Below are 14,809 nucleotides of genomic sequence, written 5' to 3'. Positions count from 1 at the left end.
GGAGGTACAAATGGATCGACACTTTGATGAAGAACTGCAGAACGTTAAGAAGAAACTCGTGGAAATGGCAGCATCGGTGGAAGAGTCAATTACCGAATCATTGGACGCGTTGAAGAATAAGGATTTAAAGATGGCCGGCGAAATTCGTGATCTCGACCATAGGATCGACAAATTGGAGATTCTGGTAGAGGATATGTGCATTGAGTTGATCGCCCGCCACCAGCCAGTGGGTAGAGACCTGCGGTTTCTGATCGGCGCGATCAAGATGAACAATGATCTGGAGCGAATGGGCGATCATTCTGTGAACATCGCGGATTGCATAAAATACGTAATTGAAGCTCCTGCCATTGACCAGATTACGAATATCTGGACAATGGCCAAGATCGTCAAGGAAATGCTGCGTGATAGTGTCCAGAGCTTCATAGATAACGATGCTGCAAAGGCACAGAAAGTATGCGAGAGGGATAGCGTGGTCGATGCTATGCGCAATGAAACAATCCGCATTTTGGTTACACATATGCTTCAAGAGCCGAAAAAAATAGAATCAGCGATACAGTATATGCTCGTCGCGAAGAACCTCGAGCGTATTGCAGACCTTTCGACGAATATATGTGAAGACGTCGTATACATTGCCCAGGCTCGTGTCATCAAGCATCACGCCGAGAATGAAAAAGCATGAAATTTCGTAGCGTTTGGCCGCAAATTTAACTGCTGATGTAGAAATTCTTCATAGGCGCACCACATTTTTTCATTTTTTTCTTGACTTTATTTGCAATTTCGGTAGAATATTGTCTATGTTAGCCCGTATCGAAGATGCAATAAAAGACATCAAAAAAGGCAAGACTGTAATCGTCGTTGATGATGAAAGTCGTGAAAATGAGGGCGATTTCATCATTGCCGCCAGCAAGATTACATCCCATTTGATCAATTTCATGGCGCAGCACGGACGCGGTTTGATATGTGCGACATTGTTACCCGATAGGTTGAAAGAGCTGAATATCCCTATCATGGTTGATGAAATAACCGCCCTCCATGGCACTCAGTTCACGGTGAGCGTGGATGCAAAGAAGGGCACAACAACAGGGAGTTCTGCATTTGACCGTGCCAGGACTATCAAGGTCCTGGTTGACAAGAAGACAAAACCCGATGACCTGGCAAGACCAGGACACATTTTCCCGTTGCGAGCCGTTGAAGGCGGGGTATTGAGAAGGGCGGGTCACACCGAGGCGAGTGTTGACCTTGCCCGCATCGCTGGTTTCTATCCGGCTGGCGTGCTATGCGAGATTATGGATGACGACGGCAGGATGGCCAGGATGCCTGCTTTAAGAAAAATAGGCCGGAGATTCAATCTTAAGATCATCAGCATCAAAGACTTAATCCAATACCGGCAGAAAAAGGAGAGGCTCGTTGAGCGCATTCTCGAGACGAATCTGCCTACTAAATACGGTGATTTCTGTCTGATTCTGTATGAAGATAAAATAAACCACGATCATCATATTGCGTTGGTGCTCGGAGACATAAAGGGTAAGGAGAACTTGTATGTTCGCGTTCACTCTCAGTGCCTGACCGGCGATGTCTTTCGATCATTGAGATGTGACTGCGGTGATCAGATGGAGCAGGCGCTCAAATTGATTGCCAAACACAGGCGCGGTGTCTTTCTATATATGCGTCAGGAAGGCAGGGGGATCGGATTGCTGAACAAGCTCAGGGCTTATAATCTGCAAGACAAAGGACTCGATACTGTTGAAGCGAATCTGGCTCTTGGCTTTCCCGCCGATTTGCGCGATTACGGTATCGGAGCACAAATTCTTGTCGATTTAGGGTTGTCATCTATCGTTCTGCTGACTAATAACCCGAAGAAGATCATCGGTTTGGAGGGCTATGGTCTCACCGTAGCAAAGCAGGTGCCAATCTTTGCAGTGCATAGCCGCAATGTTGATTATCTGAGAGCAAAGAGATATAAGCTCGGGCACTTGATACCGGATTCAATCTTCGAAAAGGAAAAAATCGCCGGACGCAAGAAAAAATGAGCCGAGGAGGAAGAATGAAGGAAATTAAGGGAAATCTTATTGGTCAGGGTAAGAAGTTTGCGATTGTGGTCTCGCGCTTCAATGATTTCATTTCGAAACGTTTGCTCGATGGCGCGATGGATTGTCTGGTCAGGCATGCAGTACGCCCTGAAGACATAAGTGTCTATTGGACGCCGGGCAGCTTTGAGATACCGGGCGTTGCCGGGCGGGTACGCAAGGACAAATTCGACGGCGTGATCTGTCTGGGAACGGTAATCAGAGGAGACACGCCTCATTTCGATTACATTGCGAGTGAGGTGACGAAAGGTATTGCCTCGCTGAATTTGCAGCCCGGTCCAGCCGTTGTCTATGGCATAATCACGGCAGATAGTACCGATCAGGCGATCGAGCGAGCAGGGACAAAGAAAGGAAACAAAGGCTGGGATGCTGCACTGACGGCACTCGAACTGGCCGATCTCTATTCACAAGTCAAATAAATGGGCAGGAGATTGGCACGTGAGCTTGCTCTCAGGGTGTTGTATCGTTACGAAGAAGGAGATACCGATTTGCAGGGTGCGATGAAGAGCGTTCTTGACGTCAAGATATACGAGAAGAATGACAAGGATTTTTCAAAGGCACTCATCGAGCGAACAGTTAAGAACATCGAGCAGATCGATAAGGAAATAATCAGGGTGCTCCAGAATTGGGAGTATGATCGTATCTCAGTTGTCGACAAAACAATTTTGCGCATGGGTACTTGTGAGCTGATCTATTTTGATGATATTCCGTCTCAGATTTCTATTAATGAGGCGATTGAGATCGGCAAGAAATACGGAGGAAACGAATCGGGGAGATTCATAAATGGTGTTCTTGATGCAGTAAGAAAGAGTCATGAAAGCGGCAGTAATTAGTGATATTCATTCGAATCTTGAAGCACTGTTGGTTGTTCTAAAAGACATAAAGAAACGGCGCCTCAAGAGTATATTCTGCTTGGGCGATCTAATAGGGTATGGGGCGAATCCAAATGAGTGTGTCGATCTTTGCATGAAAGAATCCAAAGTTGTTGTGGCCGGTAATCATGACTGGGCCGCGATCGACAAGACTGATGTATCAACTTTCAATCCCGTGGCTGCCGAGGCAATTAGATGGACTAAGGGAAATATTAGCAAGGAAGGAATCAACAAACTCAAGGGTCTTGAATTGAGTCACAGAGTGGGCGATCTTTATCTGGTTCACGCAACACCAGCCGAGCCAGAAAGATGGCGATACCTGTTCAGTTTGGAGGAATACGAGAAGGAGTTCTCTCAGTTTAGTGAGCAGATTTGCTTTATCGGGCATTCGCACATACCGGCAGCCATATATCGGGATGATAACGGCTACTGTGATCTGGTCCGGGACAATCCGTTCCCGATCGTGGCAAAAAGGCGATATATTGTGAATGTGGGCAGTGTTGGACAGCCCAGGGATTTGGATCCGCGAGCCAGCTACGTGATCTACGATGGCAATAACAATAGTATAGAGATCATAAGACTCGACTACAATATTCCGTTGGCCCAGCAGAAGATAATAATGGGTGGTTTACCCGATGTCCTGGCCGACCGGCTCCTGGCCGGCAGGTGATCGGTTCAAGATCCGAGTATTTATTCATTTGAAGATGGATCGGGTAAACCTGGCAAGCTGTCATATTGTCTAAATTTCGAGCATTAAGCGTGTTTTGTTGAGGAGACCGTTAATGGAGAAGAAAGGTCCAGTCACAAAATTAAGAGAAGAGCTGAAAAACAAAGATAAAGAGATCGAGGAATTTAGGGACAAATATCTGCGCGCGTTGGCTGATATGGATAACTACCGCAAGCGTATGGATAAGGAGCTCGATAGTTACCGTAAATACGCACAGGTCGAGTTCTTCAATAAGATCATCCCTGTCCTGGACAGTTTTGACCGGGCCATGGATGGAGCGAGTATAGAGAACGATCATCAAAAATACACTCAAGGGGTCGAGATGATCTATCGGCAGCTGCAGGAAGCGCTGAGGTCGATGGGTCTTGAGGAATTCTCCAGCCTTGGTGAGTTTTTTGACCCGGCGCGGCATGAAGCAGTTGCGACGGTTGTGAACAATGATAAGCCCGAGAACACAATCGTCGAAGAAATAAGCAAGGGATATGTTGTACAGGAGCGCGTGATAAAACCGGCGAAAGTCCTGGTCTCCAAACAGAATAAAGGAGGTAACGAAGATGTCGAAAATAATCGGGATTGATTTAGGAACTACAAATTCAGCCGTCTCGGTCATGGAAGGGGGACAGCCAGTCGTCATACCAAATCCGGAGGGTGGACGGACAACGCCTTCAGTCGTCGCCTTTACTAAATCCGGAGAACGGTTGGTTGGTCCGCTTGCCAAGCGACAGGCGATAATGAACCCAGAGAACACGGTTTATTCGATAAAACGATTCATGGGACGTAGATATAGTGAGATAAAGAATGAGACTGCACGTTTTCCGTTCAAGGTAGTGGAGCATGATAACGGTGATGCGTGGGTTGAGGTATCCGGTAAAAAGTATTCGCCGCCGGAGATATCTGCAATGATCTTGCAGTATTTGAGGCAGGCAGCTGAATCACACCTGGGTGAAAAGGTTACCGAGGCAGTGATCACGGTGCCGGCATACTTCAATGATTCGCAGCGTCAGGCAACAAAGGACGCGGGCCGCATCGCTGGGCTCGATGTGAAACGTATCGTGAACGAACCAACCGCCTCTTCACTTGCGTATGGGGCGGACAAAAAGAAAAGCGAAAAAATAGCCGTTTATGATTTCGGCGGAGGTACATTTGATATCTCTATTCTCGAAATTTCGGAAGACGGTGTCTTCAGGGTATTATCGACAAATGGCGATACGCATCTGGGTGGTGATGATCTGGACGAAAGAATAATCAACTATATCGCAGAAGAATTCATGAAAAAGCATGGGATCGACGTGAGAAACGATCTTACTGCCTTGCAGCGTCTAAAGGAAGCAGCCGAGAAGGTGAAGACCGAGCTCTCGAGCGTTATGGAGAGCACGATAAGCCTTCCGTTTATCGCGTCAGACAAGGACAAGACACCGCTGCACCTTGAGATGCGTTTAACAAGGGCAAAACTCGAAACGCTCGTTGAGGATTTGGTCCAGCGTTCGATTCCACCGTGCAAGCAAGCGCTCGCCGATGCCAAACTAACACCGAGTGATATCAATGAGGTAATCCTGGTCGGTGGGCAGACGCGAATGCCCAAGATCCAGCAGGCGGTTAAGAATTTCTTCAACAGGGAGCCGCATAAGGGCATAAATCCGGACGAGGTTGTCGCGCTTGGAGCAGCCCTCCAGGCGGCAATCATAGGGCATGAGACAAAGGATATTCTGCTGCTCGATGTTACACCGTTGACCCTTGGTATCGAGACCCTCGGTCAGGTAATGACACCGATCATACCGCGTAATACTACGATCCCTACTAAAAAGTCTCAGATATTCACGACCGCTGAGGATAATCAGACCGCGGTCACTGTGCATGTTCTGCAAGGTGAGCGACCGATGGCAAATCAGAACCGGACGCTTGGTCGATTCGATCTCTACGGAATCCCACCGGCAGCGAGAGGCATACCACAGATCGAAGTGACGTTTGATATCGATGCCGATGGTATCATGCATGTTTCTGCGAAGGATATGGGAACGGGCAAGGAACAGAAGATCAGGATTACTGCCTCGAGCGGGTTGTCCAAAGATGAAGTCGATAAGATGATAAAGGACGCGGAGGAACATGCTGGAGAGGACCGTGTTCAGAAAGAATTGATCGATGTGCGAAATCAGGCGGATAGTGTGATACACTCTGTCGAGAGAACGCTGAAGGATTACGGAGAGAAAATATCGTTTGAGGATCGCGGTGAGATCGGAAAGAAAATCGAGGATCTCAAGGCGAAAAAAGACGGCAACGATGTAGCAGCAATAAAACAGTCTCTGGATGACCTTCAGCAGTCTGTGTACAAGCTTTCGGAAGCCGTGTACAAGGAAGCGGCACAGGCTCAGCAGCAGGGTGCTGAACAGCAAGGCCCTGGCCAGCCACCGCCCCAGGATGAATCAGCGGGTGGTGCGCAGGATACCGAAGGTCAGGGTGATGCCGATTACCGGGTAGTCGATGATGAACCCGACAAGAGCGGATGATATGTGACTACCGGTGATTTCTTACCAACAGCGGGTTACTTTAGGGGAGTGAAGTAGTAAACAGGAAAATGAAAAAAGACTATTACGAAGTGCTGGACGTGGCGAAAGGCGCCAGTCCCGAGGACGTCAAAAAAGCGTATTTGAAAAAGGCGAAAGAATACCACCCCGACATGAATCCGACCAACAAGAAAGAAGCTGAGGAAAAGTTCAAAGAAGTTTCCGAAGCCTACGAGGTCTTGATGGACCCGCAGAAGCGCCAGCTCTATGATCAATACGGGCATGACGGGGTTTCACAGACGTTCAAGGGCGGTGGGTTCAGCTGGGACGACTTCACTCATTTTGATGATCTGCAGGATATTCTGGGTAATTTGTTCGGTGGTTCGCCGTTTGAAGACATTTTTGGATTCGGTGGCCGAAGGGGCCAGCAGCGTGTGCGTAAAGGTGGCGATATCCATGTGATCCTGAAGGTCTCGCTTGAGGACATTGTCAATTCAACGAAGAAACAGTTTAAGATCAATCGTTTCGAGGCGTGCAAAGCATGTCAGGGCAAAGGTGGAAAAGATTTGATCACGTGCTCTCAGTGTGGTGGCCGGGGTCAAGTGAAGACGCAGACGCGGAGTTTCTTCGGTACGTTCACGACTGTAACCCCATGCCCTGCATGCAAGGGGTCAGGGCAGATAATAAAGACACCTTGCTCCAAATGTAGCGGCTCAGGAAGGACAAGGATTGCCAGGACAATTGAGATAAAGACGCCACGCGGTGTGTCAAGCGGTCAATATATTGTCTTGCGCGGTGAAGGTCATCACGGGCAGGGCGGCAGCGGTAATATCATTGTACAATTTGAAGAGAAGGCACATGAGTATTTTGATCGCCGGGGTTATGACCTTTACATACGAATGCTGACACCCTATTCGAAATTGATAAGCGGTGGTTCGATCGAAGTCCCTGGTTTCAACGGTCAGCGTGAACGTGTGAAGATAAAAAAAGGCAGCACTGCGCCGGAGGTGATTCGGATCAAAGGCAAAGGCATGCCCAGACCCGATGGCGGATATGGTGATATGTATGTTGAGTTGGATTTGAAGCCTTTGGAGTCGACCGATCGAAATCTGGGAAAGATTATTGATGAACTGAAGCGTTACGAAGGGGAGCCCAGACCAAGGCGCAGAGGCAACTGAAATTCCATAAAGGTTGCGGTAGAGATAGAAAGTCCCTGGTGCTCGTTTCCATTTCATGAAAGACCATAATATTTTTTACGTCCCTACTGATTTTTTCAAGGGCAAAGAAGTTGTCATCCCGGGTTCACAGCTTCAGCATATCGTAAAAGTGCTGAGAAGAAAGAGAGGGGAGAGAATATCTTTGACCGACGGGTGTGGTTACAGATATGATGCGGAATTGGGGGATGTGACCAGATCAGGGATGCGGGCGAGAATCATACACAGGGAATTCATACCCAGAAGATCATCACTGCACGTGACGCTTGGCTTCGTTCCCATTAAAGGTATGCGGAACGATGCGATCGTTGAGAAGGGGATGGAACTTGGCGTAGCACGATTCATTGTGTTCGTCTCTGAACATTCGGTGTTCAGAAAAGTTGGTGCGCAGAAAATCAGCCGTCTCCGGAAGATAGTACAGAGTGCAATGATACAGTCTCAACAATACTACATGCCTGAGATGATTTATGCAACGAGTATCTCAGATATGCTGCAGATCGACAACCACGACAAAATCATTGTTGCCGACCCGTATGGCAGCAAGGAGGTGCCGCTCGGTGCCAGCAAATTGCTTCTGCTGATCGGTCCCGAGGGCGGGTTCAGCGATTCGGAGAGAGATGACGTTGTAGACCAGGGGGCTTCTTTGTTGAGTCTTGGTCATACCCGACTGCGGAGCGAGACTGCGGCGATCGTGGGTATGACCAAGATACTGGCAGCGTACGGCGAAATTTAATCGTATTCATCGATCGTTACTCGTATTCGTACCCCGTAATCGTGATACAATATTCATTAATTTCGAAATCCTGAACTCTAAACAATGTCAAAATCACAAATTCAAATGCCCTAAACATAGGCACGTTTGTGTTTTTGCTTTAGGTGCAATCGCCAGTTTGTTGTTTTGAATTTATGTAATTGGAATTTGTGTAGAATTTAGGCGGAAAGTGAGAGACTTTCCGCCTATAATAGCGGGGGCTCTTATTGAAATCCGAAATTCTAATTTCGAAACCCTAAACAATACTGAAACATTAAATTCGAATCTTCAAAACAATTCTTCTGATTTGGGTTTTGGTAATTAGAGTTTGTTTAGAATTTGGGCGGAAAGTTATTTGCTTTCCGCCCATAATAGCGGGGGCTGGATTCGAACCAGCGACCTTTGGGTTATGAGCCCAATGAGCTACCGCTGCTCCACCCCGCGGTCTTTATATTATACACTCTTGAAATGATTTGTCAACCTTTATTGACATTCTGCCATGTCACTTGATCTGAACGAGGAAAGCAGCAGAAATCCAGGTAGTGTAGGGCAGAGCTTCAGCTCTGCATGGAGATGTCGCAAACCTGAAGGTCGCCCTACATTCGCTCGTGGACGATGAACACTCAGTCGTTCAGCCTCTGATCGCGCCTGATATCCAACCGCCATTCATCATCGTCGGCGTCTTGCGATTCATCTAAGAAAAAATCCAGGTGTACAGCCATGCCTTTGTCGAATAGAGCATTGCCTTTTCCAAAATCGGTTTCGATCTTATAGAGATCGCCCAGGCCAGGGGTACCAATCGATGTATATCGCGCAGTGCTCAGTTCGTTAAGTAATCCCTCGACTTCTTTTTTCGTGACGACAGCTTCGCTTTCCAATATTGCATCCATGATATATGATCTCAGCAATTTGTTCCAGAATTCCATTAACAGTTTGTTATTAGCGAATATATCGACACAGATTACCCGTTCGCCCGTTGCCACTACTACGCCTACCGTATTCTTGGTCAGTCGCGGAATTTTTCCGAGGTGGAGCGTATACTCGGCGAGTTCGTTCTTGATGCGCTCATCTTCATAGTTCGCCTGTACCGTGCTCGTACCTGAAGCAATGCCAAGTCTGTCCTGGCTTGATGCGATAGCATCCCATACTTCGGATTGATTTTCAGTTATTCTCGCACGTTGCCGGAGCTGGTTGGGGGCGACTTCCTTTGCTGGCTTGAAATTGGAGGATACCGATACCCACCGTCCGTGTTCAACGCAATAAACCGGGACTCTGAGCCACCCGCTGTTTGGCGGAACCAGAACATCTTCGCGCAGCATCCGGTCCTGCTTGGCTCCTGACAGCATCTCGCCGGTCATGATGAAGACGATCTTGTTGCCGGTATTCCTTAATTCAACTGAATTAACCTCACCATCGCCGATTTCCCTGATTTTCAGCCAGTTGGATTTCATTGCCTTATCAAGTGGCACATAGTCAGTACTGCTCATCGTTCTCATTGTGAGCGGGAAGATCGTCAGATTCTTGTATTTAATGGGGTTGGCAACCTTTACTGTCTTGAGATGCGTCACAACCGCTTCAGATTCGCTGCATGTTATTAGGGGTATTGCTAAACCCAATATTATTAATGCGATCAACTTCATCCATACCTCCTTGTAATGTATTATACAACCAAAGTCAGGAGAAATTCCTTGTAAATAGACCGTAATTTGCAGGGTTTGGCTAGTTGACAGCGCACATTATATGAATATAATAGCCCATGGAACTGTCAGTAAATATTGACCACGTAGCAACGGTAAGAGAAGCACGCAAAGAGAGATTCCCGGATCCGGCGCACGCTGCGGTAGAAGCCGAACTTGGCGGAGCGGATGGGATCACCGTACATCTGCGTGGTGACAGACGTCATATAAAAGAACGTGACCTTACTGTGCTAAAGCAGATCATTAAGACTGAACTGAATTTGGAAATGGCGGCTACCGAGGGAATGGCATGTGTTGCGGCTGATGCAATGCCAGATCGTGTTACCCTGGTACCTGAGGCGCCTGGGGAGGTGACTACCCAGGGCGGTCTGAATCTCTTGAATTTGAAGGGCGACCTCAAGTCTTATATATTGGATTTGAAGGGCAAGGGTATCCGGGTGGGCATATTCATTGATCCTGATATGGCGCAGATGGAGGAAGCATTGCGACTTGGCGCCGAGAGTATTGAAATCAATACCAATGAATATACGCAGGCAAAGGATAAGAAAGGAGAAACATTGAGGATTGCACACGTGGCCAAGGCTGCGCGGCGCGATGGTCTGGTAGTCCATGCAGGCCATGGCATTGACTATAAAAACATCTTGCCGCTGCTGAGAATTCCTGAGATCACGGGCTACTCGATCGGTTTCGCGATTGTTGCCCGTGCTCTTTTCGTTGGATTACGGCAGGCCGTCAGTGAAATGAACGAAATCATAAAAGGAGCACGATGAGACATATTGGTTTGAGGCTCGGGATAGTAATAGTCGCCATTATCCTTGGAGTTTATGCGATTATTCCTACGATCAGGCTCTACACCGAAAGCAATCTGTCGGAGGCAGAAAAGATCGCTCTGTCAAAAAGGGCGATACATTTGGGCCTTGATCTTCGGGGTGGGATGCATCTTGTTCTTGAGGTCGATACTGCAGGTGTTCAGGAAAAATCGGATGACCTGAGAGACCGCGCATTCGAGATCATCCGCAATCGAGTTGATGAGTTCGGGGTGTATGAACCAGTCATCGAAAAGCAGTCCGGCGGCAGAATAATGATACAATTACCTGGAGTGGACAGGGAAAGGGCAGTAGAACTGATCAAGAAGGTTGCCCATCTTGAATTCAGGGTATGCGAAGATGAACGGGTTGCAGAAGTCATTGATCGGATTGATCAGTATCTGCAGGGAGGAGATTCCCTGGCATTTGAACAGCCGTTCAGCTCTTACATAGTGACCGTTGATCGCGATCCCGGTATCGACTTTCGCGATGAAGATTCGGTCTTGGCGCTTCTCACCCGTGCCGACGAAGTCATTCCAGATGATGTTGAATTTATATTTGGTCCCCGCGAGGAATACACCGGTCGTGAGGTGAAGCGGTTTTACCTGCTCAGGACCACGGCCGAGCTGACCGGCGAAGCGATTCGCGATGCCCGCCACGGTCCCAATCAGAGCGGTAATCTGCAGTATGTCGGCACCTGGGAGATCGATCTAGAATTCAAGCGCGAGGCGGCACGGCAGTTTGCTGCGATCACAGGCAGGAACATCAATAAGAGGTTGGCTATCGTACTCGATGGCGTGGTACAATCGGCGCCCGTGATAACCGAACGCATACCGCAGGGCCGAGCCAGCATCACCGGCCGTTTCACTGCCGAAGATGCCCGGGACCTTGCTATCATATTGAGAGCCGGTGCGCTGCCAGCGCCCCTGAAGATCGTGGAGGAGAGGACCGTAGGACCAAGTCTTGGCCGTGATTCGATCGAGAGCGGAGTGCGGGCGGTATTGATTGCCAGCGCGCTGGTAGTTCTTTTCATGCTCATATACTACTCACTGTCAGGATTCGTGGCCGATTTTGCCTTGCTTCTTAATATGTTTTTTCTGCTGGCAATTCTCAGCACGTTCCGAGGTAGCTTGACCATGCCGGGCATTGCTGGCATCGCGCTGACGATCGGCATGGCCGTCGATGCAAACGTGCTCATTTTTGAACGCATCAGAGAAGAGCTGAAAATCGGCAAGACGACGAGGACCGCAATAGATCAAGGTTTTGCCAGGGCGTGGATCACTATCTTCGACTCGAATATAACGACGATAATAATCGGAGTTATTCTATTCATATTCGGAAGCGGTTCGATCAGAGGTTTTGCACTCACCCTTACAATAGGACTGATAAGTAATCTGTTCACTGCGGTATTCGTGGGTAAAGTCATCTTCAACTATTTCACCTACAAATTTGATGTACATAAACTGAGGATCTAACAATGATTGAAATAGTACGAAACTCCAATATCGATTTCATCGGTAAGAGAAAATTCGGTTTTATTTTTTCGGCGGTTGTCATTGCAATTTCGTTCCTCCTGATTTTCATCAAGGGGCCTAACTTCGGCATTGACTTCACGGGCGGTGCTTTACTGCAGGTCAGATTCGAAAGTCCTGTATCCACTGCCGAACTGAGAGATGCACTTGCCAGAATCGGCAGGGGAAATGCACAGATCCAGGCACTCGGTGTGCAGGACACGGAATACATTATCAGGGCCGCGGGTGAAAATCCAGAAGAATTCGCCAGTACTGTCAAGGACGCGCTCGTCGAGGATTTCCCCGATATAAAGAAGGAATTTCTGCGCGAAGAGACCGTGGAACCAAAGATCGGCAAAGAGTTGCTCACAAAAACAATCTGGGCTGTCGTGATTGCACTGGTGTTGATCCTCATCTATGTTTCGTTCAGATTTGACTACCGATTTGGCGCGGCGGCGGTTATCGCTCTGTTCCATGATGCAGTTTTCACTGTCGGCGTGCTCGTGCTCACCCAGCGTGAGTTCTCAATTGTCGTGGTAGGTGCGCTGCTTACGATAATCGGATATTCGATAAACGACTCGATAGTCATCTCAGACCGGATAAGAGAGAAATACAGCAAGATGCGACGCGAACCCTATAATGTGGTCTTGAACACGGGGTTGAATGAGACTCTCTCTCGTACGATTCTGACCGTAGGAACGACACTGCTGGCGGTCATCGCCCTGCTGCTATTTGGAGGGTCTGTCATCGCTGACTTTGCTTTCACGCTATTGGTCGGCTTCCTGATCGGAACGTACTCATCGATATTCATCCTGGCTAACATTGTATCCGTTTGGGAAGAAAAGTTTCCTAAGAAGAAGAAATAACGAAGTATCTAAAGACATTATTCGCAACCGGATTCTTACTGGGATACTCTCCAGTTGCCCCTGGAACGCTTTCCTGTTTTCTTGGCGTTCTCATATGGTATCTTCTCCATATCAGTGAGATTGGCTACATTATCGTTGCATCGGCGCTCTTTATCATCGGGGTGATTGTCTCTGGCGACCTCGAAAAAAATTGGGGTAAGGATCCGCGTCGTGTAGTCATTGATGAGTACACCTGCATTCTTCTTCCTCTTTACTTCACGCCGCTGCGAATAGTGCCACTCGCAATTACTTTTGTGCTATTCAGGGTTTTTGATATCTTGAAGCCGCCGCCTTTGAAATACATTGAGAAACTCGGGGGAGGTTGGGGGATCATGCTCGATGACCTCATGGCCGCAGTGTACACAACGATAATAATTCTGGTTCTCAGATCTGCCAGTATTATCTACTGAGCATTGGCTGATGGCTAAATCAACTGCGCGGGACATCGGCGGCATGCTGCTGGAGAGGAAGCTGAGGATAAGCGTGTGTGAGTCCTGTACGGGTGGCATGTTGGGCGCCGCGATCACGAGTGCACCGGGTAGTTCAAGATATTTTGCCGGTGGCGTCATTGCTTATTCGGACGCGGTGAAGAAGAATGTTGTCGGAGTCAAACGCAGCACGCTCGAACGGTTTGGCGCGGTCAGTGCGCAAACCGCGCGGGAGATGGCTCGTGGTGTCAGGAATAGAATGAGGTCAGATGTTGGCGTCGCCATCACCGGTATAGCGGGGCCAAACGGCGGTACGGCAAAGAAGCCGGTCGGCCTGGTGTACATAGCGGTGGCTGCCGGTAAGAGATGCAAGGTTAAGCGATTCATGTTCATCGGCGGGCGGCAGACCGTTCGCAAATCATCAGTAAAAAAGGCCTTCGACATGATCAGAGAGATGCTCCGTGTTCTCTGAAGAGTTGATCAATACCATAGAACGACAGTAAATATATCTGATCGATGGAGACCGGGTATGAAGGGTGGTAAGGTAAGGATGGTTTCCTGGAATGTCAATGGTCTGAGGGCGGTGTACAGGAAGGGTTTTTTGGGCTGGCTAGGTGACGAACAGCCAAACATTCTCTGTGTTCAGGAGACGAAGGCATCTGTTGAACAGCTCCCTGATGAGTTAAGAGACATTCCCGGATATCATGTCTACTATGCTTCGGCCGAGAAGAAAGGCTACAGCGGGGTAGGTGTATTCAGTAAGCTGAAACCGGAAAGCGTCGAACGGGGTTTTGGCATCAAAAAGTTTGATGTTGAGGGCCGGGTATTAACCGTCGATTACGGAAAATTCGTCTTGTTCAACATCTACTTTCCCAATGGTAAAATATCAAGGGATAGACTCAAATACAAGATGTCTTTCTACGATGCATTTCTTGCTCTCATCACGTCTTTACAGCGCACGGGCAAGCGGCTGATAATATGCGGCGATGTCAACACCGCTCATCGCGAAATCGATCTAGCCAGGCCGAAAGCGAACTCCAAGGTTTCCGGGTTCTTGCCCGAGGAACGTGCCTGGATCGACAAATTTATTGGTTGCGGCTTGATTGATACTTTCCGTGTTTTCAACAGACAAGCTGGGCAATATACCTGGTGGGACCTCAAGACACGCGCACGTGAGCGGAATATCGGATGGCGGATCGATTATTTTTTCATAACAGAAAATCTGCGCGGCCGTCTGGATGCTGCCTTTATTTTGAAGGACGTGATGGGTTCAGACCATTGTCCCATTGGTATTGATGTCACTCTATGAA

General features: G+C 48.3%; 16 protein-coding genes and 1 tRNA gene. 15 read left to right on the top strand and 2 right to left on the bottom strand.

Annotated features, from left to right (window positions below; translation table 11 throughout):
- Positions 1–10: 10 nt before the first annotated feature.
- From phoU to OEV79_02420, 9 genes are all read left to right on the top strand, one after another.
- Positions 11–679: a phosphate signaling complex protein PhoU gene (gene phoU, locus OEV79_02460; GenBank protein ID MDH4210294.1), complete on the top strand. Its 669-nt coding sequence runs from the start codon at positions 11–13 to the stop codon at positions 677–679.
- Positions 680–794: 115 nt separating this feature from the next.
- Positions 795–2,030: a bifunctional 3,4-dihydroxy-2-butanone-4-phosphate synthase/GTP cyclohydrolase II gene (locus OEV79_02455; protein MDH4210293.1), complete on the top strand. Its 1,236-nt coding sequence runs from the start codon at positions 795–797 to the stop codon at positions 2,028–2,030.
- Positions 2,031–2,044: 14 nt separating this feature from the next.
- Complete coding sequence (ribH, locus tag OEV79_02450) at positions 2,045–2,506, top strand: 6,7-dimethyl-8-ribityllumazine synthase (GenBank protein MDH4210292.1); 462 nt, start codon at positions 2,045–2,047, stop codon at positions 2,504–2,506.
- Complete coding sequence (nusB, locus tag OEV79_02445; protein ID MDH4210291.1) at positions 2,507–2,920, top strand: transcription antitermination factor NusB; 414 nt, start codon at positions 2,507–2,509, stop codon at positions 2,918–2,920.
- Positions 2,901–3,629: a metallophosphatase family protein gene (locus tag OEV79_02440; GenBank protein ID MDH4210290.1), complete on the top strand. Its 729-nt coding sequence runs from the start codon at positions 2,901–2,903 to the stop codon at positions 3,627–3,629. Before nusB ends, OEV79_02440 begins: the two co-directional genes overlap by 20 nt.
- A gap of 112 nt (positions 3,630–3,741) precedes the next feature.
- Entirely contained in the window at positions 3,742–4,263 is a 522-nt protein-coding gene (grpE, locus tag OEV79_02435; protein ID MDH4210289.1) for a nucleotide exchange factor GrpE, read from the top strand.
- Positions 4,241–6,190: a molecular chaperone DnaK gene (gene dnaK / locus OEV79_02430; GenBank protein MDH4210288.1), complete on the top strand. Its 1,950-nt coding sequence runs from the start codon at positions 4,241–4,243 to the stop codon at positions 6,188–6,190. The genes grpE and dnaK overlap by 23 nt, the downstream gene beginning before the upstream one ends.
- Before the next feature lie 68 nt (positions 6,191–6,258).
- Entirely contained in the window at positions 6,259–7,365 is a 1,107-nt protein-coding gene (locus OEV79_02425; GenBank protein ID MDH4210287.1) for a DnaJ domain-containing protein, read from the top strand.
- A 55-nt stretch (positions 7,366–7,420) separates the two neighbouring features.
- On the top strand, positions 7,421–8,134 hold the full coding sequence (locus tag OEV79_02420) for a 16S rRNA (uracil(1498)-N(3))-methyltransferase (GenBank protein MDH4210286.1): 714 nt from the start codon (positions 7,421–7,423) through the stop codon (positions 8,132–8,134).
- A 390-nt stretch (positions 8,135–8,524) separates the two neighbouring features.
- Here the strand turns inward: OEV79_02420 and OEV79_02415 are convergent.
- Positions 8,525–8,596: transfer RNA gene (locus tag OEV79_02415), tRNA-Met, on the bottom strand.
- 179 nt (positions 8,597–8,775) lie between these two features.
- Positions 8,776–9,792 (bottom strand): hypothetical protein, encoded by a 1,017-nt coding sequence (locus OEV79_02410; protein ID MDH4210285.1) that lies wholly within the window; start codon positions 9,790–9,792, stop codon positions 8,776–8,778.
- A gap of 116 nt (positions 9,793–9,908) precedes the next feature.
- On the opposite strand from OEV79_02410, the gene OEV79_02405 reads away from it, so the two are divergent.
- The 6 genes from OEV79_02405 to xth are packed head-to-tail and all read left to right on the top strand — an operon-like array spanning position 9,909 to position 14,808.
- The gene (locus OEV79_02405; GenBank protein MDH4210284.1) at positions 9,909–10,619 is read left to right on the top strand and encodes a pyridoxine 5'-phosphate synthase; all 711 of its coding nucleotides are present in this window, start codon (positions 9,909–9,911) and stop codon (positions 10,617–10,619) included.
- Positions 10,616–12,130, top strand: a complete 1,515-nt coding sequence (secD, locus tag OEV79_02400; GenBank protein MDH4210283.1) for a protein translocase subunit SecD — start codon at positions 10,616–10,618, stop codon at positions 12,128–12,130. Before OEV79_02405 ends, secD begins: the two co-directional genes overlap by 4 nt.
- Positions 12,131–12,132: 2 nt before the next feature.
- Complete coding sequence (gene secF, locus OEV79_02395) at positions 12,133–13,032, top strand: protein translocase subunit SecF (protein MDH4210282.1); 900 nt, start codon at positions 12,133–12,135, stop codon at positions 13,030–13,032.
- Positions 13,029–13,481 (top strand): phosphatidylglycerophosphatase A, encoded by a 453-nt coding sequence (locus OEV79_02390; protein ID MDH4210281.1) that lies wholly within the window; start codon positions 13,029–13,031, stop codon positions 13,479–13,481. The genes secF and OEV79_02390 overlap by 4 nt, the downstream gene beginning before the upstream one ends.
- A 10-nt stretch (positions 13,482–13,491) precedes the next feature.
- Positions 13,492–13,971, top strand: a complete 480-nt coding sequence (locus tag OEV79_02385; GenBank protein MDH4210280.1) for a nicotinamide-nucleotide amidohydrolase family protein — start codon at positions 13,492–13,494, stop codon at positions 13,969–13,971.
- A gap of 57 nt (positions 13,972–14,028) precedes the next feature.
- The gene (gene xth / locus OEV79_02380; protein MDH4210279.1) at positions 14,029–14,808 is read left to right on the top strand and encodes an exodeoxyribonuclease III; all 780 of its coding nucleotides are present in this window, start codon (positions 14,029–14,031) and stop codon (positions 14,806–14,808) included.
- Position 14,809 lies beyond the last annotated feature (1 nt).

This window comes from candidate division WOR-3 bacterium, assembly GCA_029858255.1.
Classification (GTDB): domain Bacteria; phylum Hydrothermota; class Tepidihabitantia; order SM23-42; family SM23-42; genus SM23-42.
The sequence above is the reverse complement of the archived record's forward strand: the minus strand, read 5'-3'. Positions and strand labels throughout refer to the sequence as shown.

Bases quoted from the DNA above. Each gene is read 5' to 3' on its own strand.
- OEV79_02410 (MDH4210285.1), bottom strand. From the start codon at position 9,792: ATGAAGTTGATCGCATTAATAATATTGGGTTTAGCAATACCCCTAATA.
- secD (MDH4210283.1), top strand. From the start codon at position 10,616: ATGAGACATATTGGTTTGAGGCTCGGGATAGTAATAGTCGCCATTATC.
- ribH (MDH4210292.1), top strand. From the start codon at position 2,045: ATGAAGGAAATTAAGGGAAATCTTATTGGTCAGGGTAAGAAGTTTGCG.
- grpE (MDH4210289.1), top strand. From the start codon at position 3,742: ATGGAGAAGAAAGGTCCAGTCACAAAATTAAGAGAAGAGCTGAAAAAC.
- xth (MDH4210279.1), top strand. From the start codon at position 14,029: ATGAAGGGTGGTAAGGTAAGGATGGTTTCCTGGAATGTCAATGGTCTG.
- OEV79_02385 (MDH4210280.1), top strand. From the start codon at position 13,492: ATGGCTAAATCAACTGCGCGGGACATCGGCGGCATGCTGCTGGAGAGG.
- OEV79_02440 (MDH4210290.1), top strand. From the start codon at position 2,901: ATGAAAGCGGCAGTAATTAGTGATATTCATTCGAATCTTGAAGCACTG.
- OEV79_02420 (MDH4210286.1), top strand. From the start codon at position 7,421: ATGAAAGACCATAATATTTTTTACGTCCCTACTGATTTTTTCAAGGGC.
- dnaK (MDH4210288.1), top strand. From the start codon at position 4,241: ATGTCGAAAATAATCGGGATTGATTTAGGAACTACAAATTCAGCCGTC.
- secF (MDH4210282.1), top strand. From the start codon at position 12,133: ATGATTGAAATAGTACGAAACTCCAATATCGATTTCATCGGTAAGAGA.
- OEV79_02455 (MDH4210293.1), top strand. From the start codon at position 795: ATGTTAGCCCGTATCGAAGATGCAATAAAAGACATCAAAAAAGGCAAG.
- OEV79_02425 (MDH4210287.1), top strand. From the start codon at position 6,259: ATGAAAAAAGACTATTACGAAGTGCTGGACGTGGCGAAAGGCGCCAGT.
- nusB (MDH4210291.1), top strand. From the start codon at position 2,507: ATGGGCAGGAGATTGGCACGTGAGCTTGCTCTCAGGGTGTTGTATCGT.
- OEV79_02405 (MDH4210284.1), top strand. From the start codon at position 9,909: ATGGAACTGTCAGTAAATATTGACCACGTAGCAACGGTAAGAGAAGCA.
- phoU (MDH4210294.1), top strand. From the start codon at position 11: ATGGATCGACACTTTGATGAAGAACTGCAGAACGTTAAGAAGAAACTC.